This is a genomic window from Streptomyces sp. CCM_MD2014 (assembly GCF_000772045.1).
GTDB lineage: Bacteria > Actinomycetota > Actinomycetes > Streptomycetales > Streptomycetaceae > Streptomyces > Streptomyces salinarius.
Genome location: NZ_CP009754.1, coordinates 6,004,388 through 6,021,651, shown reverse-complemented (window position 1 = coordinate 6,021,651; position 17,264 = coordinate 6,004,388). Strand labels below are relative to the sequence as shown.

Here is a 17,264-nt window from a genome sequence, read left to right as displayed (position 1 = left end):
CCGTTGGCCCGGACTCCGTGCCCGGTTCTCCGCCCGGCTCTCCGCCTAGCCGAACAGTCCGCGCAGCCAGCCGAAGAGACCGGCCACCCAGAGGGTGAGCGGCAGCAGCGCGACCGCGAAGACGGTGTGCGCCAGCTCCGCCGCGCGGCCCCAGTACGGCAGCATCCGGCGGCCGGGAACGGTCCAGGTGGCGATCACGAGGCCGGACGCGGCGGCCAGCAGGACCGCGAAGACCACCAGGCGGGTGTCGGTGTCGCCGTCCACCGCCCAGGCGCGGGCGAGCAGCAGCAGGCCCCATACGCCCGGCAGCGCCAGCGTCAGCCGCTGGCCGACGGCGACCAGGCCGCGGGAGTGCAGGAGCAGCAGCAGACTGAGGACGAGCGCGGTCAGGACCTCGGGCAGGTCCGGGTGGTGGGTGAGGACGGCCAGGGCGGCCACGGCGGCGGCTCCGGTGGCCGCGAAGAGCGCGGTCACCCAGCGTCCGGCCAGTTCGGTGCGGGCGGCGACCTCGTCGCCGGCGTAGGGCTCGATGCCCTCCTGCAACTGGCCGGCGGAGGAGGGCAGTGCGGGCATCCGCATGCCGGCCAGCTTGAAGGCGAACGGCGCGACGGCTCCGGCGCCCAGGGCCAGCACCGCCATCACCAGCGCCACCGCGGCCGGCGCGTCCAGCCCGGTGTAGCCGACCAGTGCCCCGGTGATCGCGGTGGCGACCGCCACCAGGGCCGTGGCGAACAGGGCCGGGGCGCCCACCGCGGTCGCCGCCAGGGCCAGCACCGCGCCGCCCGCGCCGGCGGCGCCCGCGGCGAGCAGCCGCGCGCCCACCACCCGTGCCGTGTCCGGGCCGGTGAGGTCGCCGCCGGGCAGGACCCAGCCGGCCAGCGCGAGACAGGGTGCGACCAGCAGGCCGAGCGCGGTCGCCGTGAGCCGGTCGCCGACCGCCCGGCTGGCCGAGCCCGCGCCCGCGAGCGCCAGCAGTCCGGCCACCGCGGCGCAGACCACCCGCAGCGAGCCGGAGCCGTCCACGCCGGGCCAGAAGAGCAGCACCAGTGCGACGACCACGGTCGCCGCCGCCGTACCGCCGAGCAGTCCGCGGGCGGCCTTCGGGCTCCAGGTGTGCATCCGCCGGCCGACCGTCTCGGATATGCCGTCCACCAGGTCGTCGAGGCGCGCCTCGGGCAGGACCTCGGTGTGCGGGCGCAGGTACAGCACCTCGCCGTCGGCGAGGCCCGCGCGGGCCAGGGTGGTCTCCTCCTCGAGCGGGGCGTCGCCCAGCCGCTGAAGCACCCAGCCGGCGTGGTCGAGGCCGGCCTCCTCCGCCTCCTCGCCCACGTACCGCAGCAGGGTGGGCAGCAGGTCGGTGACCGGTACGTCGGCGGGGACGGCCAGGTCGACGGAGACGTTGGGCGCACGTACGGTCAGGCGGCACAGTTCGGCCGCCGTGCTGTCGGTCATCAGCACAACTTTCGTCATCCGTGGGGGGACTTCGGCAGAAGGACTTCCACGTAAAGGGGACGGGAGCACAATACGGAACGCGGACGGGGCGGGGCAGAGGGGTACCGGCACCGGAACGGTCACGGGAATACGAGCCGCGTACCGATCGGTATGCCCGCCCCTCGTGGACAGGCCGCGTTCGGTGAATGCAGACTACTGCCTGCGCCCGTCGGATCGTGTCGCGGACCTGACGCCGCAAAGGGAAAGGGAGTTGCCCGGTTCGGAAGTCCCGCGCCCGATTCCCGCCCGGAATATTCACCTGCCTTCCACCGGACCACGGGCCGTCCGGAACCGGCGCGGTACAGCCTGTCCGTCCCCGGCTCGCCGATAGGCGGCCGGGTCGCAATGCCCAGTGATAGCGGAGGTTCGGTCCTTGAGTGTGGTGCTGTTTCGCCGTCCCGCCCGTAGGCGCGGGCCGGAGATGCCCGAAGGACAATTGACCCTCCAGGAACCGCCGGTCCTCTCCGAGACCGTGCCGGACACCTCCACGATCTGGACATATCTGCCGATGGCACTCATGTCCATGTCGATGATGCTGATGTTCCTGCGTCCGGGCGGCGGCAACGGCGTCTTCATGTACCTGGCGCTGGGTGTCATGGCGCTCTCCGCCGCCGCCATGCTGCTGGGCCAGCTGATGCGCCGCTCCGGCGAGCGCAAGCAGCGCCTGAAGGGCGAACGCCGCGACTACCTCCGCTACTTGGCGCAGATCCGCAAGCGGGTCCGGGCGACCGTCGTGGAGCAGCAGCGGGCGCTCGCCTGGCGTCACCCCGACCCCGCCTCACTGCGGTCCCTGGCCCGCACCTCACGGCTGTGGGAACGGCGGCCGGCCGACGAGGACTTCGGCGAGGTGCGCCTCGCGGTGGGCGAGCAGCAGTTCGCCCTCTCCCTCAACCCGGTCTCGACCCGGCCGGTCGAGGACCTGGAACCGCTGTGCGCGCACGCCCTGCGCCGCTTCATCCGCGCCTACTCGACCATCCCCGAGCAGCCCCTCGGCCTCTACCTGCGCTCCTCGGCCCGCATCCTGCTGCGCCCCGAGGACGCCGTCGAAGAGGACGGCGCCACCCCCCGGGTGCCCGCGCAGGGACGGTCCCTCGACGGCACGGGCGAGCCGGCGGGCGACGGCGCGGCCCGGCCGACCGGTCCCGCCGACGAGGCGCTGGCGGGCCTGGTGCGCGCGGTCATCGCACAACTCGTCGTCTTCCACGCCCCCGAGGAGCTGTGGCTCGCCGTCTGCGCCAGTGACGACCGGCGCCCCGACTGGGAGTGGGCGAAGTGGCTGCCGCACGTCCTGGACCCGCACGAGGAGGACGGCGCCGGATCGGTGCGCCGCATCACCGCGGACCTCGCCGAACTGGACGACCTGCTGGGCAGCGAGTTCGCCGAGCGTCCCGGCTTCGACCCGGACGCCAGGCCCGGCCGTGACGAACCCTTCACCGTCGTCGTCCTGGACGGCGTCACCGTGCCCGAGGGCCACCGCTGGGCCGGCCACGGCTACCGCAACGCGCTGGTCCTGGACGTGTCGGGTGCCCTGCGCTGGCGTCCGGGCCGCAACACGCTGCGCCTGACGGTGGGTCCCGACACGGTCAGCCTGGTGCGCACCGACCGCAGCCGCAAGGAGCGGTCCGTGCCGCTGGGCCGTCCCGACCGGCTCGGCCCGCTGGGCGCCGAGTCCCTGGCCCGGCTGCTCACCGCCCGCCGGATCAGCCTGGGCACCGACATCGCCCAGCCGCTGGAGACGGACATCGAGCTGACCACGCTGCTCGGCATCCCCGACCTCCACCGGCACGACGCACGGGCCCACTTCGCCCGGCAGACCGGGTCCGCCCGGCTGCGGGTGCCGGTGGCCGTCGGCGTCGACGGCCGACCGGTGGAACTCGACATCAAGGAGTCCGCGCAGGGCGGCATGGGCCCGCACGGCCTGCTCATCGGCGCCACCGGCTCCGGCAAGAGCGAACTCCTGCGCACCCTGGTCCTGGGGCTGGCGCTGAGCAACTCCTCCGAGACCCTCAACTTCGTCCTCGTCGACTTCAAGGGCGGCGCCACCTTCCTCGGCCTGGAGGAACTCCCGCACACCTCCGCCGTCATCACCAACCTCGCCGACGAGGCCGCTCTCGTGGAGCGCATGCAGGACGCCCTGCACGGCGAGCTGATGCGCCGGCAGGAGCTGCTGCGAGCGGCCGGCAACCACACGTCCGCGCTGGAGTACGAGCGCGCCCGCGCGGGCGGCGCGGATCTCGCGCCGCTGCCCAGCCTGTTCGTGGTGGTCGACGAGTTCAGCGAACTGCTCTCCTCGCACCGTGAGTTCATGGACCTCTTCGTGATGATCGGCCGCCTCGGCCGTTCGCTCGGCGTCCACCTGCTGCTCGCCTCGCAGCGCCTGGACGAGGGCCGCATGCACCAGTTGGAGAGCCACCTGTCGTACCGGATCGGCCTGCGCACCTTCTCCGCCATGGAGAGCCGCGGTGTGCTGGGGGTGCCGGACGCCTACCAGTTGCCCTCCGCCCCCGGCAACGGCTACCTGAAATCCGGCGTGGAGTCCCTGACCCGGTTCCGCGCCGCCTACTCCTCGGGCACCTACGCCCGCCGTACCGGTGCGGTGGCCCGGGCGCGCGTGGCCAGCCAGGTGGTGCCGTGGACCAGCGGCTGGGTCGTACCGCGGGCCCCGGAGTCGCTGCCGGAGCCGGAACCGGCCGCCGAGGAGCCCGGCGAGGAGGAGACGCTGCTCGCCGTGGCCCTGGAACGGCTGCGCGGGTCCGGCCCCGCCGCGCACCAGGTGTGGCTGCCCCCGCTGGACACGCCCGTGCCGCTGGACACGCTGCTGCCCGGCATCGTCGCCGACCCCGAGCGGGGCCTCACCGCGGCCGGCTGGTCGGGCAACGGCCGGCTGCGCGTGCCGGTCGCCCTGGTCGACAAGCCCTTCGAGCAGCGCCGTGACCCCCACGTCGTGGACCTGTCCGGGGCCGGCGGCCACATCGCCGTCGCGGGCGGTTCGCAGAGCGGCAAGTCCACGCTGACCCGTACGCTGATCGCCGCCCTCGCGCTCACCCACACCCCGGCGGAGGTGCAGTTCTACTGCCTCGACTTCGGTGGCGGCGGTCTCTCGCAGCTCGCCTCGCTCCCGCACGTCGGCGGGGTCGCCGCCCGGCTCAACCCGGAGCGCGTGCACCGGGCGGTCGCCGAGGTGATGACGCTGCTGGCCCACCGCGAGCAGTTCTTCGTGGACCACGCCGTCGACTCGATGCAGTCCTACCGGCGCCGCCGGGCCGCCGGGGAGTTCCCCGACGAGCGCTTCGGCGACGTGTTCCTGGTGGTCGACGGCTGGTCGACGGTCCGCCAGGACTACGACGACCTGGTGCCGAAGTTCAACGAGCTGGCCGCGCGCGGCCTCAACTACGGTATCCACCTGCTGATCAGCACGACCCGCTGGGTGGAGCTGTCCGCGCAGGTCCGCGACCAGTCCGCCACCCGCCTGGAACTGCGGATGGGCGACCCGATGGACTCCGAGGTCGACACCCGCAAGGCGCGCGCGGTGCCCCGCACCGGCGGGCGCGGCCTCACCCCCGACAGCAAGATGCACTTTCTCGCCGGTCTGCCCCGCATCGACGGCAGCGGCTCCCTGGAGGACCTCGGTGAGGGCGTCGCCCACCTGGTCTCCGAGATCTCCCGGCACTGGACGGGCCCGTCCGCCCCGCAGATCCGGATGCTGCCGCACCGGCTCCCGGTGGCCGAACTCCCCGCTCCGCAGCCGACGGAGGGCGGCGGCCTGCGGCTGGCGCTCGGCATCGACCAGGACGCCCTGGAGCCGGTCTGGCACGACTTCAGCCGCACCCCGCACCTGACCGTGATCGGCGACACCGAGAGCGGCAAGACCAACCTGCTGCGCCGGATCACCGAGGGCATCACCGCCCGGTACGCGCCTGGCGAGGCGAAGATCATCGTGGTCGACTACCGCCGGACGCTGGTGGACACGATCCCCGCGGAGTACCGCATCGGGCACGTCATCTCCCTGGACAACCTCAAGGAGACGGTGGAGGGCGCGGCCCGCGCGATGAAGACCCGGGTGCCCGGAGCGGACATCGCCCCGTCGCGGATGCGCCGGTGCGACTGGTGGACGGGTCCGCGTCTGTTCGTCCTCGTCGACGACTACGACATGGTCTCCGGCAACTCCTTCCAGAGCCCCTTCGAGCCGCTCTTCGAGCACCTGACCCTCGGCTTCGAGATGGGCCTGCACATGGTCGTCGCCCGCAGCGCGATGGGCGCGGGGCGCGCCATGAGCGACGCGCTGCTGCGCCGTCTGGACGAGGCCAACAACCCGGCGGTGCTGCTGTCCTGCCCGCCCACCGAGGGCAACCTCTTCGGCAACACCAAGCCCCGCAACCTCCCGCCCGGGCGCGCCCTGCACGTCGCCCGGCGCAGGGCGCGGCTGATCCAGACGGCGCTGGTGGAGGACGCACCGGAGAGCTGAGGTACGGCGTACGCGCGACGCCCGGGGGCGACGACCGAGCTGGCCGCCCCCGGGCGCTCCCGCGACGTGCTCACGCACCGCCGGCACACCCCGGACGCGCACTCCCCGCCCGATGCCGCCCGGCCCCGGCCCACGGACACGCCGCGGACAGCGCCGGGCGGACGCAGCCGACCGGCACGAAGCGGGGCGGCCACACGCCCCGGACGCGGGAACGTCCGCACGACACCGGCACGGCGACACCCGTCCGGGAGGCCCGGACCCCACCGGCCCGGCACCGCTCACCGCACGGTTCCGCGCTCCTCCACCGGGCGGGAGCGGCGCCGGTGCTCAGTCCCGGACCACGTCCGCCAAGCACCAGCCACGAGCGCGGACGCGCGACAGCCGGACGTACCGGCACGGAAACACCCGCACGACACCCCTGCCGGAGAGCCAGGACGACACCCGGCCGACACCGCTCACCGCACGGTCCCGGGCGTCCACCGGGCGGGAGCGGCGCCGGTGCTCAGTCCCGGGCCGGGTCCGCCGGGCGCCAGCCGCGAGCCCGGACGCGCGACAGCCGGACGTACCGGCACGGAAACACCCGCACGACACCACCGCCGGAGAGCCAGGACGACACCCGGCCGACACCGCTCACCGCACGGTCCCGCACGCCTCCACCGGGCGGGAGCGGCGCCGGTGCTCAGTCCCGGGCCGGGTCCGCCGGGCGCCAGCCGCGAGCCCGGACGCGCGACAGCCGGACGTACCGGCACGGAAACACCCGCACGACACCACCGCCGGAGAGCCAGGACGACACCCGGCCGACACCGCTCACCGCACGGTCCCGCACGCCTCCACCGGGCGGGAGCGGCGCCGGTGCTCAGTCCCGGGCCGGGTCCGCCGGGCGCCAGCCGCGGGCACGGGCGCGTGGGAGGGCTACGACGGCCCAGAGCACGGCGAGGACTCCGGCGGTGCCGAGGAGCACGAAGACGGTGGCGCGGTCCGCGACCCGGTCGGCGGCGGCGGTGTCCCGTACGGTCACCGGTTCCGCCTCCGTGCGCGCCGGGGCGGCGGCGTCCGCGTCGTCGAGGACGGTGGTGACGGCGGCGTAGGCGTCCAGCTGCGGGACGTCCGCCGGGTAGGCGGTGGCCGTCAGCCGGTGGTTGATCTGCCCGGGGGTCTCGTCCGGGTGGGCCGCGCGGAGCAGCGCGGCGGTCCCGGCGGCGTACGCGGCGGCCACCGACGCCCCCGCCCCCAGGTAGTGGCCGCTGCCGCGCGGGCCGCCGGAGACCACCCCGGCGCCGGGCGCGACCAGGTCGACGCCGTCGGTGGGCAGGGCGTCGCCCGGGCGGGCGCCGCTGGGCAGCATGTCGGCGACGGAGAGGACGCCGGGCTCACCCGCGGGGTAGTAGGTGCGGGCCGGTGTCTCCCGTGTGGCGTTGGCGGTCGGCGGGTCGGGGGTGGCGGCGGCGACCACCACCGCACCGGCGTCGAGGGCGTCGGCGACCGCCGAGGTCAGCTCCTTGTCACGCTTGGGCAGGGCCACCCCGACCGCGATCACGTCCGCCTCGGCGGCGGTCGCGTCCCGCACCGCCCGTGCGACCAGCGCGGCGTCGGGCGTACCGCGCTCGTCGGTGCCGCGCAGGGCGAGCAGCCTCGCACCCGGTGCGACGCCGGGCAGCCGCGTGCTGCCCCAGCCCTCCCCCACGATCAGCCCGGCGAGGAAGGTGCCGTGTCCGACGCAGTCGTCACCGGCGGATCCCCGGGCGGTGACCCGGTCGCCGAGCCCGGCGGCACCGGCCCGGACGCCGGTGTCGACCAGGGCGACGGTGGTCCCCGCCCCGTCGCCGTGCCGGCGCACCCGGGCCAGGTCCAGGCGCTGGCGCGACCAGTCCTGCTTCCCGGCCTTCTCGCGCGAGGCCGCGGTGCACTCCACGGCGTCCGCGTCGGGGTCGAGCGCGGAGGGCATCGGCGGCAGCCCCTGCCGCTCGCCGTCGGCGGCGGGCACCGCCGGCGCCGGATCCGCCAGGGCGGGCGCCGCCGTCGGAAGCAGCAGGACGGCGGACAGCGCGAGGCCGCACAGCGGACGGACCGCGCCCGGCCGGCGGCGCCTCACCGGGCCGCCTTCGCGGTCGCCGCGGTGACGTCCTGGGGCAGCAGGACCCGCAGGTCGTCGAGGGTGGGCGCCGCGAGCGAACTGAGCCTCCCGGCCTGCCGGGTGACCATCGACTCCACCACCTGCCGGGCCAGCCGGGCGTTGCCGAAGGACTGGTCGCGGGGCAGCGAGTCGAAGTACTCCCGCAGCAGCGGCCCGGTGCCGGGACCGCACTCGTAGCCCATGGCGGAGGCCTGGGCGCGCACGATGGTGACCAGTTCCTCGGAGGAGTAGTCGGCGAAGGCGATCCGGCGCGGGAAGCGCGACGCCAGGCCGGGGTTGGAGGCGAGGAAGCGCTCCATCTCGTCGGTGTAGCCGGCGACGATGACCACGACGTCGTCGCGGTGGTCCTCCATCAGCTTCAGCAGCGTGTCGACCGCCTCCTGGCCGAAGTCGTTGCCGCCGCCGCGCGGGGTGAGGGTGTACGCCTCGTCGATGAAGAGCACGCCGCCCCGGGCCCGTTCGAAGACCTCCCGGGTGAGCTGGGCGGTGTGTCCGATGTACCGGCCGACCAGGTCGGCGCGGGCCGCCTCGACCAGCTGGCCGCGCGGGAGGATGCCCAGCTGGCTGAGGATCTCGCCGTAGAGCCGGGCGACGGTGGTCTTGCCGGTGCCGGGCGGGCCGGTGAAGACCAGGTGGTGGCTGAGCGAGGGCACCGGCAGCCCCGCGGCGGCGCGGTGGCGGGCCGTGGTGATGAGGTTCACCAGGTCCGTGACGTCGCGCTTGACCTCGGCGAGGCCGACCATGTCGCCGAGGCGGGTCAGCGGGTCGTTCTCCGGTACGGCGGTCCCGGCGCTCTGCTCTGCGGCGGCCGCGGAGACGTCCTCCGGCAGCAGCAGCCTGAGGTCGCGCTCGCCGACCTGCTGGAGCGTGGCGAGCCGGACCGCCTGCCGGTCCACCATCTCCTCGAAGACGCCGCGCGCGGCCCGACCGTTGCCGAAGCCGGCGTCCCGGGGCATCGCGTCGAAGTGCGCGGCCAGGGCGGCCGCGGTGCCCTCGCCCAGCTCGTACTGGTGCGCGGCGCACATGCTCTCCATGATCGCGACCAGTTCGGGCACGGTGTAGTTCTCGAACTCGACCGTGCGGGAGAAGCGCGAGCCGAGGCCGGGATTGGAGGCGAGGAACTTGGTCATCTCGTCGGTGTAGCCGGCCACGATGACGACCACCTCGTCCCGGTGGTCCTCCATCAGCTTCAGCAGCGTGTCCACGGCCTCCCGGCCGAAGTCGGCGCCGCCGTGCCCGCTGTCCGAGGTCAGGGTGTACGCCTCGTCGACGAACAGCACACCGCCCAGGGCGCGTTCGAACGTCTCGCTGGTCTTGATCGCCGTACCGCCGACGACCTGTGCGACGAGGTCGGCGCGCGAGACCTCCACGAGGTGTCCGTCGCGCAGCGACCCCAGCTCGGCGAGGATCGCGCCGTAGAGGCGGGCGACGGTGGTCTTGCCGGTGCCGGGCGGGCCGGTGAAGACCAGGTGGCGGCTCATCGGCGGTGCCGACATGCCGAGTTGCTCGCGGCGCTGGGCGAGCTGGGTGAGGTTGACCAGCGTTCGGACCTGCTCCTTGACGTTGTCCAGGCCGATCAGCGCGTTCAGGGCGCCCAGCGGGCCGTCGGGCCGGTCCCGGGCGGGTCCGTCGGCGGCGCCCGAGCCCGCCGGGTCGGTGTTCTCGGCGCTGCCCGATCCCCACGCGTCGCGCTTGCCGTTGCCGGTGCTGGTGAGTCCCTCGACGGCGAGCCTCTCGCCGGGGGCGGTCTGGACCAGGCCGCCGCCCTGGTTCTCCCGCGCGAGGCAGTTGACGAGGGAGACCGGCGCGGTGGTCTCCACCCGGAAGCCGTCCTGTGCCCCGCCGGCCACCTCGCAGCCGCTGAGCGAGGCGATGGCCCCCTCCCGCAGCAGCACGCCGTGGCCCTGGGGGGTGAGGACCGAGGTGCGGTTGGCGGTCAGTTCGCCCCCGGAGTCGACGACGACGCCTTCGGCACCGGGGTTCTCCACGCGGAAGTCCCGGACGGTGACGCTGCCCCCGTCCTCCAGTACGAGGCCGCTGTCCACGGCGTCGGAGACGCCGCCGCCGGCCAGGTACAGGGTGCTGCCGCCCGCCGCGCGCACGCCCGAGCCGCCCGGCCGCACGATCTCGCAGTCCTCGATGCGGCCGCGGGCCTCCCTGGTGGCGGTGATGCCGTCGCCCGACGGTTCCACGAGGCGGGCCCGGCGCAGCAGCGGGTTGGCCCCGGCGCGCAGCGCGATGGCCGGGGCGCCCCCGATGACCTCCAGCCGGTCCAGCTCGGCCGCCGCGTCCTCTTCCAGGAGCACGCCGGTCTCGGCGCAGTCGCGGACGGTCAGGCCGGTCAGCGCCGGGGAGGCCGCCCCGGCGACCCGCAGGGCCACGCCCTGGGCGCCGTCCACCCAGCAGTCCTCGAAGGTGCCCCGCGCCCGGTCGGTGACGACCACGCCGTGGCCCCGGGTACGGGAGACGCGGCAGCGGCGCAGCACCGGGTCGGTGCCCGCGGCCAGGGTGACGCCGGTGCCGGACGCGCCGGTGATCCGGACGTCCTCCAGCGTCGTACGGCCGCCGCTGCTCAGGTGGACGCCGTTGCTGGTGTCGTGCACGACCGTGCGGCTGACCGTCAGCGCGGAGTCGCCCTCCAGGGCGAGGGACGGCTTGTCGGTGGAGGAGACGTCGCAGTCCTCGACCGAGCCGCGGGCGTCGCCGTTGGCGAGGATGCCGTTGCCGCGTGCGTCGCGCACCGTGCAGCCCCGGACGCGGGCCTCGCCCTGCTCGGCGACGACCAGGCCGCTGGTGCCGAGGTGTTCGAGGGTGCAGCTCTCCACGGTGGTCGGTGTGGCCGAGGTGACCACGATGCCCGCGCCCTGGGAGTTGCTCACCCGGCAGTCCCGCAGCGCCAGCGACCCCGTGCCGCCGGCCAGCAGCGCCGTCCAGGCGGCACCGGATATCTCGCAGCCGTCGAGCGCGGCCTGGCCGCGTCGTACGTCCACGGCGGGCGCCTCGGCGTCGGTGCCGCGCAGGGTCAGTTCCGAGAGCATCACGGCGTCGGCGCGCAACGCGACGACGCTGCCCGACCGGGGCCGGATCTCCACGGTGCCCCGCCCCTCGGCGGCGGTGAGGGTGACCCGGGTGTGGATCACGAGGTTCTCCGCGTACGTCCCCGGCCGGACGCTGATGAGCGCGCCGGTACGAGCCGCAGCGAGTGCCTCACCGATCGTCCGGAAACGGTCCCGGTCGTCGGGGCCGACCGACAGTACCTGGCGCGACACGCGCGAACCTCCTTGCTCAGTCTGCGTCTTGGGCAGGACCCGGGCGAACCGGGGGACGGACGACCGCCTGCCTGCTCAGACGCTCCATTTCTGGTTGTCCAGCCCCGTGCAGGTCCACAGTTGCACACGGGCCCGGGCGTTGTGGTCGTGGTCCTCGATCTCGACGCACATGCCCACGGCCGTGTTCACGAGGTCGTGCGCCTCGTTGAGCACGAACTTCTGCGCGTCGACGCCGGTGCAGTCGGCGAGCTGGATGGTGGTGCCGTTGGCGAAGACGGCACCGGCCACGTCCAGGCACAGCCCCTGCGTGCGGACCGTGCCGTCGGAGGCGAACCGGAACTTCTGCGCGTCGCCGTTGTTGCAGTCCCACATCCACAGCGCCTGGCCGTCGGTGAAGCTGCCGTCGGGCACGTCGATGCAGCGGCCGGAGAGGTGGCTGTGGAACGACACGGGGAAGCCGAGGGCCGGCCCCGTGGGGGCCTTGCCCGTGTTCTCGGCGCCCCCCTTGCCGGAGTCCCCGGAGTCCTGCTGCGAGGTCTTCGCCGCGTCCTTCTTCTCCCGCGCCGCCTTCTCCCGCGCCGCTTTGTCCTCCGCCGCTTTGTCCTCCGCCGCCTTCTTGTCCTTCTCGGCGTCCTCGTCCGGGGCGTCCTTCTCCGTGCCGCCGGGGTCCGTCTTCGGTCCCGGCGGCGCCTTCGGCGTCTCGGACTCCTCGCCGTCCGCCGGGTCCTCGGCCCCGGCCCGGGGAGAGCTGACCGTGAACTCGCCGGTCTCCTCCTCCCGGCCCCCGCCGAGGACCGTCGCCGCGGTCGTCGCCGCCCTGTCCTCCTTGTCGCCGTCGTCCGGCCCGAGCAGCAGGAACGGCACCGAGACGAGCAGCGCGCCACCGATCGCCGCGGCCGCCAGCACGGCCCGGCCCGGCCGTCCCACCTGCCTGACCGCGTCGTCGGGCCTGTCGATGGCGGTGGCGGTCATGGTCCGCACGAGCAGCGGCAGCCGGCTCTTGGCCGCGGAGGCACCGCCGGCATCGACTCCGGAGTCGGAGTCGATGTGTGTTCGCGTGCCGGTACCGGGCCGGGCGCCGGAGTCCGCCGCGGGCGCCTCTGCGGCCAGGGCCACCGGCTCGTGCTCCGCCTCCGGCGCCGACGCGGCGGCCGCGCACTCGTGCTCCGCTCCCCGCGCCGAGGAACCGGCCGCGTCCGCCGACGTGGCCGCCACGGCCCCGGGCTTCTCCGTTCCCCCGGGCTTCTCCGTTCCGGGCGACGGTTCCGCGCCGGCACCGCAAGCGGCGCCGTCCGCCCTGGCGGTGGCAGGGGGATCGGAGGCAGCGGTGGAACTCCGCTCGCCGTGGGAGACGGACTCCGCGCGCGCAGCGGGAGCGGCGGCGGGCTGCCGCGTCGAACGCTTCACGGGTACCTCCCCGAGGTGGGCGTCAAGGGGGCTGCCGGGTCTTCGCCACCGTCCACCGGAACGCGGGCCGCGGGGACGAGGAGGGGGGCGACCGCACCGGCGTTGACCAGCAGCGAGAGGGTGGGGGAACCGGCCAGGGAACGGGTCAGCTCCCGGGCGGGGAGGGTCGCATGACGAAGTGTGGCGGACATGAACGCGTGTGTCGGCGAGGTGAACACCAGCACCACCGGGTCTCCGTCCCGGCCTTGGGCGACCAGCGGGGCGCCGTCCGGCCCGGCCACGACGGTGACCTCGGCCGCCGCCAGTGCGGCGAGCGCCTCGTCCACGGAACCGTATCCGGTGGCGGCCCGCTGGGCCGCCGCGTCCACCGGGTCGGTGGGCTCGGGCCAGCCGAGGGCGCGGGCGGAGGGCCGGTACGCGGGGTTGGCGCGGTAGGTGCCGACGTCGCCCTCGTCGCCGGACCGCCACTCCCCCAGTACCGCCCACTCCGGCGGGGTCCGGTCCTCGGGCCACTCCGGGTCCACCACGCCGATCCAGTGCCCCGGCGCCTGCCGGGCCGCGGCACGGACGGCCTCGGGTATCGCGGGGGTGCCGTCGGCCTCGACGGCACCGGACGACGGGGGCGACGGGGCCGGCGGGGCCTCCCTCTGTTCTCCGGGCCGCATGTCCACCTGAACTCTTGAACTCTCGGTCCTGTGAACCGACGTTGATCGGTCGGCGCGAACAGAATGCCACAACGACCTGCGCGGGGGGCGGGCCGAGACATGCCCGAACAGGCCTCTCACGTGCCCGTTCGCTGCCCGGTCCGGGGACGTTGCAGGAGCAGTTTCCCGCGCCGGGACATAGCGACCGACGGCATTGCCGGGACGGGGGACCATCTCGCTCCGGTACGGGCTATGTTCGGTACGCCGGTACGCCGTCGGATCCGCCGCGCTCCGCCCCCAAGGAGACATCCCATGTCCTCGCAGAAGCCCGCCTCCGGCACGAACTCGACGCCGGCTTCGCCCCCTTCTTCCTCTTCCCCTTCCCCTGACGCCCCGCCGTCGGCCGCCCCCGCCTCCCGGGCGGAGGAGCAGCAGCCCACCGCGGCGACCGCACCCGCCCCGGACACCCCCGCGCAGACCGCCGAGACCGGTGAGACCGCATCGGCCCGGGAGACCGCCAAGGCCGCCGACACCGGCGAGACCCGCGAGGAGTCCCCGGCTGCGGCGGCCGCCGCCGGGGCTAGCGGACCGGAGGCGGCCGCAAGGCGCACGGCCGTCGCCGCCGCCGTCGCGGCGCCACCGGTCACGACCGCCACCGGCGTCGACGGCGGACGCCCCCGCAAGCCCGTGCTGGCCGTGGCCGGGATCCTCGGGGCCGCCCTGATAGCCGTACCGCTGCTGCTGGCGGGCGGTGCGGAGAGCGACGAGCGGCCGCGCAGCGCCAAGGAGCTGACCGCCGAGGACTCGGACACCGTGCTGGACCCGGGTTCGGCGGGCGCCGCCCTGGACGACTACGTGGCGGAGAAGCCGAGCCCGAGCCCGACGGAGAAGAAGCCGAAGCCGAAGCCGAGCGAACCGGTGAAGGCGGTCGCCCCGCCTCCGGCGCCCGAGCCCGCGCCGGCGACGAGCGCGCCGGAGAAGAAGGCCGCGCCGAAGCCCAAGCCGAAACCGAAGCCGAAGGCCACGCCGACGCCGAACTGGACGACCGCGACGGTCCGCGCCGTGAGCGTCCTGGAGGTCAACCAGGCCTGGACCACCAACCGCATCCGCATGGTGATGCAGCCCGACGGCAACCTGGTCGTCTACAACGAGAAGGACAAGCCGATCTGGGCGTCGATGACGTTCGGCGAGAACCATCGCGCGATCTTCCAGGGCGACGGCAACCTCGTCATCCACAACGGCGCGGACCGCCCGATCTGGGCCTCCCAGACCTGGGGGAAGGAGGGCGCCGAGCTGATCCTGCGCAAGGACGGCAAGGTGGTCATCTCCCACCACGGCACCGTCGTCTGGTCCACCTGACCCACGGCCGGGCCCCGCCGCCGCACCCGCGGGCGGGGCCCCCGGCGGGCTCGGCCCCGAACAGCGACCCTCCGCTGCTCAGGACGTTTCTTCTGGGTGGGGCGGGTGGGACTCGAACCCACGGCCGACGGATTATGAGTCCGCTGCTCTAACCGGCTGAGCTACCGCCCCAAAGCGGCGTGTCGCGTACACGTGTACGCGCCGTCTGCCGCAGCATAGCCGCTCATACGATCTCCTGCCTCGGATGGTCGGCTTCCACGGCTGCCTTCATGACCTTGAGGACTCCGCAGCGTGCCGCATGGTTCCCGAGACGCGGGACGGACATGAGGGCACATGAAAAAGGACCCCGGAGGGTCCTCGTTCACGGTGCTCCCCCGACTGGACTCGAACCAGTAACCTGCCGGTTAACAGCCGGCTGCTCTGCCAATTGAGCTACGGAGGACCGAGCTCCCCGGACTGGACTCGAACCAGTAACCTGCCGGTTAACAGCCGGCTGCTCTGCCAATTGAGCTACCGAGGAATGTCTCGTGTCGCATCGAACGTGTCGGCCTGGGTATTCGCCAGGGGGCGCGCGCTCGCTGCGACACATACATTAGCGCAAGCAGGGGGGTGCTCCGCCAATCGGTACTCGCCAGCACCCCCGGAGCCAGTGAAGGGAAGGGTGGCCGCCATGCGTTACCGGCTCACGTTCGTCGTCGGACTAGCGGTGGGTTACGTGCTCGGCACGAAGGCCGGGCGGGAGCGTTACGAGCAGTTGCGGAGGTCCGCGCAGCAGGTCGCGCAGAACCCGGCCGTGCGCAACACGGCGGAGTCCGCGGCCCAGCAGGGCAGGCACTTCGCCGACAAGGCGTACCACGTGGTGAGCGACAAGGTCGGTGACCGGATGCCCGACTCGGTGGCCCACCGGGTCCGCTCGCTGCGGGAGCGCGGCACGAACGGCAGCGGTCCGGACGACTGGGGCACGAGCAACACCTGAGCCCCCGGGCGGTACGGCCACCGCACCCGGTGCGGCAGAATTTCGGGTATGGGGATAGTCGCCGGGTTGGACAGTTCGCCCGATTTCACTCGTATCGTCGTCTGCGATTCGGACACGGGTGCCGTGCTGCGCCAGGGCTACGCGCCGCATCCGCTGGAGAGCCCCGAGGGCGGGGGCCGGCCCGCGGACGTCGATCCGCAGGCCTGGCTGCTGTCCCTCGGGGAGGCGGCCGGCGGCGGGCTCCTCGAGGGCGTGCAGGCCATCGGCGTGTCGGCGCAGGCCAACTCGGTCGTGCCGCTGGACGCGCAGGGCAACACCGTGCGCCCGGCCATGGTCGGCGGCGACAAGCGCTCGCAGGTCGCGGCGGCCGACCTGATCGACGCGCTCGGCGGGCGCGAGGCGTGGGCGCAGGCGGTGGGCTCGGTGCCGCAGACCGCGCAGCCGGTGACGAAACTGCGCTGGCTGGTGCGGAGCGAGCCGGAGGCCGCCGCGCGGACCGCCGTACTGCTCCAGGCCCACGACTGGCTGGTGTGGCAGCTGCTCGGGCGGCCCGTGCGCCGGACCACCGACCGGGGCGGCGCCTCGGGCACGGGGTACTGGTCGGCGGCGACCGGCGGTTACCGGCCCGACCTGGTGGAGCTGGCGCTCGGGCACCAGGCGATGCTGCCGGAGGTGATCGGCCCGTCCGACGCGGCCGGTACGACGCCGGAGGGTCTGCTGATCTCCGCCGGGACCGGCGAGACCCAGGCCGCCGCCTTCGGGCTCGGGATCGGCCTGGGCGACGCCGTGGTGTCGCTGGGCGCCTCCGGCTCCGTGATGGCCGTGCACACCGAGCCGCTCGTCGACCAGTCCGGGATGATCACCGCCCTCGCGGACGCGACCGGCATGCACCTGCCGGTCGTCACCACCCTGAACGCCGTACGGACCCTGCGCGGCACCGCCGAACTGCTCGGCGTGCCGGACCTGGAGAGCCTGTCAGAGCTGGCGATGAAGTCGACCCCCGGGTCGCACGGCCTGGTGCTGCTCCCCTATCTGGAGGGCGAGCGGACGCCGAACCTGCCGCACACCGCCGGGACGCTCGCCGGCCTCAGGCGCGAGTCGATGAAGCCCGAGCACCTGGCGCGGGCCGCGTTCGAGGGCATGCTGTGCGGTCTCGCGGACGCCCTGGACGTGCTGCGGTTCCGGGGCGTGGACGTCCGGCGGGTGTTCCTGCTGGGCGCGGCGGCCGAACTGCCGGCCGTGCAGGCGGCGGCGCCCGCGCTGTTCGGCACGCAGGTCGTCGTACCGCAGCCGGCGGACTACGCGGCGATCGGCTCGGCCCGGCAGGCGGCCTGGGCGCTCGGCGTCTCCCAGGGCACGCTGGACCCGCGCACTCCCCCGGCCTGGCAGGGCGCGGTGGCGCAGGTGCTCGAGCCGGGCGAGGAGCTGGCGGTGGGACAGGCGGTGCGCCAGCAGTTCGTGTCGGTGCGCGAGCAGACGCACCCGGGCGCGCTGTGAGGCGGGCCGGATCCCTCATGAC

At 74.4% G+C, this 17,264-nt stretch carries 9 protein-coding genes and 3 tRNA genes; 4 read left to right on the top strand and 8 right to left on the bottom strand.

From position 1 onward, the window contains the following. Positions 1-45: 45 nt before the first annotated feature. On the bottom strand, positions 46-1,452 hold the full coding sequence (gene eccD, locus NI25_RS26835; protein WP_061447118.1) for a type VII secretion integral membrane protein EccD: 1,407 nt from the start codon (positions 1,450-1,452) through the stop codon (positions 46-48). Positions 1,453-1,912: 460 nt separating this feature from the next. On the opposite strand from eccD, the gene eccCa reads away from it, so the two are divergent. After that, on the top strand, positions 1,913-5,956 hold the full coding sequence (gene eccCa / locus NI25_RS26830) for a type VII secretion protein EccCa (protein ID WP_061444892.1): 4,044 nt from the start codon (positions 1,913-1,915) through the stop codon (positions 5,954-5,956). 856 nt (positions 5,957-6,812) lie between these two features. On the opposite strand, the gene NI25_RS26825 is transcribed toward eccCa, so the two are convergent. The 4 genes from NI25_RS26825 to NI25_RS26810 all read right to left on the bottom strand — a co-directional run bounded on the left by NI25_RS26825 (position 6,813) and on the right by NI25_RS26810 (position 13,431). Then, positions 6,813-8,048 carry a S8 family serine peptidase gene (locus NI25_RS26825; protein ID WP_061444891.1) on the bottom strand — a complete coding sequence of 412 codons (1,236 nt, stop codon included), beginning with the start codon at positions 8,046-8,048 and terminating at the stop codon, positions 6,813-6,815. After that, the gene (locus NI25_RS26820; RefSeq protein WP_061444890.1) at positions 8,045-11,359 is read right to left on the bottom strand and encodes a right-handed parallel beta-helix repeat-containing protein; all 3,315 of its coding nucleotides are present in this window, start codon (positions 11,357-11,359) and stop codon (positions 8,045-8,047) included. The genes NI25_RS26825 and NI25_RS26820 overlap by 4 nt, the downstream gene beginning before the upstream one ends. 75 nt (positions 11,360-11,434) lie before the next feature. Continuing rightward, positions 11,435-12,574: an RICIN domain-containing protein gene (locus tag NI25_RS26815; protein ID WP_233520779.1), complete on the bottom strand. Its 1,140-nt coding sequence runs from the start codon at positions 12,572-12,574 to the stop codon at positions 11,435-11,437. A 188-nt stretch (positions 12,575-12,762) separates the two neighbouring features. Beyond that, the gene (locus tag NI25_RS26810; RefSeq protein WP_078884906.1) at positions 12,763-13,431 is read right to left on the bottom strand and encodes a type VII secretion system-associated protein; all 669 of its coding nucleotides are present in this window, start codon (positions 13,429-13,431) and stop codon (positions 12,763-12,765) included. A gap of 291 nt (positions 13,432-13,722) precedes the next feature. Between NI25_RS26810 and NI25_RS26805 the strand changes: the two genes are divergently transcribed. Then, on the top strand, positions 13,723-14,769 hold the full coding sequence (locus NI25_RS26805) for a mannose-binding protein (protein ID WP_061444889.1): 1,047 nt from the start codon (positions 13,723-13,725) through the stop codon (positions 14,767-14,769). 97 nt (positions 14,770-14,866) lie between these two features. Here NI25_RS26805 and NI25_RS26800 read toward each other — a convergent pair. The 3 genes from NI25_RS26800 to NI25_RS26790 form a co-directional block, all read right to left on the bottom strand. Continuing rightward, positions 14,867-14,940, bottom strand: a tRNA-Ile gene (locus NI25_RS26800). 198 nt (positions 14,941-15,138) lie between these two features. Next, positions 15,139-15,211: transfer RNA gene (locus NI25_RS26795), tRNA-Asn, on the bottom strand. A 5-nt stretch (positions 15,212-15,216) separates the two neighbouring features. Then, a tRNA-Asn gene (locus NI25_RS26790) sits at positions 15,217-15,289 on the bottom strand. Positions 15,290-15,439: 150 nt separating this feature from the next. Between NI25_RS26790 and NI25_RS26785 the strand changes: the two genes are divergently transcribed. Further along, positions 15,440-15,745, top strand: a complete 306-nt coding sequence (locus NI25_RS26785) for a YtxH domain-containing protein (protein WP_061447115.1) — start codon at positions 15,440-15,442, stop codon at positions 15,743-15,745. A 48-nt stretch (positions 15,746-15,793) separates the two neighbouring features. Further along, positions 15,794-17,242, top strand: coding sequence for a xylulokinase (locus NI25_RS26780; RefSeq protein WP_061444888.1), 1,449 nt, complete (start codon positions 15,794-15,796; stop codon positions 17,240-17,242). The last annotated feature ends 22 nt before the right edge of the window (positions 17,243-17,264 follow it).

Excerpts from the sequence above, each read along its gene's own strand:
- eccD (WP_061447118.1), bottom strand. The coding sequence starts at position 1,452 with ATGACCGACAGCACGGCGGCCGAACTGTGCCGCCTGACCGTACGTGCG.
- eccCa (WP_061444892.1), top strand. The coding sequence starts at position 1,913 with ATGCCCGAAGGACAATTGACCCTCCAGGAACCGCCGGTCCTCTCCGAG.
- NI25_RS26810 (WP_078884906.1), bottom strand. The coding sequence starts at position 13,431 with ATGCGGCCCGGAGAACAGAGGGAGGCCCCGCCGGCCCCGTCGCCCCCG.
- NI25_RS26805 (WP_061444889.1), top strand. The coding sequence starts at position 13,723 with ATGTCCTCGCAGAAGCCCGCCTCCGGCACGAACTCGACGCCGGCTTCG.
- NI25_RS26785 (WP_061447115.1), top strand. The coding sequence starts at position 15,440 with ATGCGTTACCGGCTCACGTTCGTCGTCGGACTAGCGGTGGGTTACGTG.
- NI25_RS26780 (WP_061444888.1), top strand. The coding sequence starts at position 15,794 with ATGGGGATAGTCGCCGGGTTGGACAGTTCGCCCGATTTCACTCGTATC.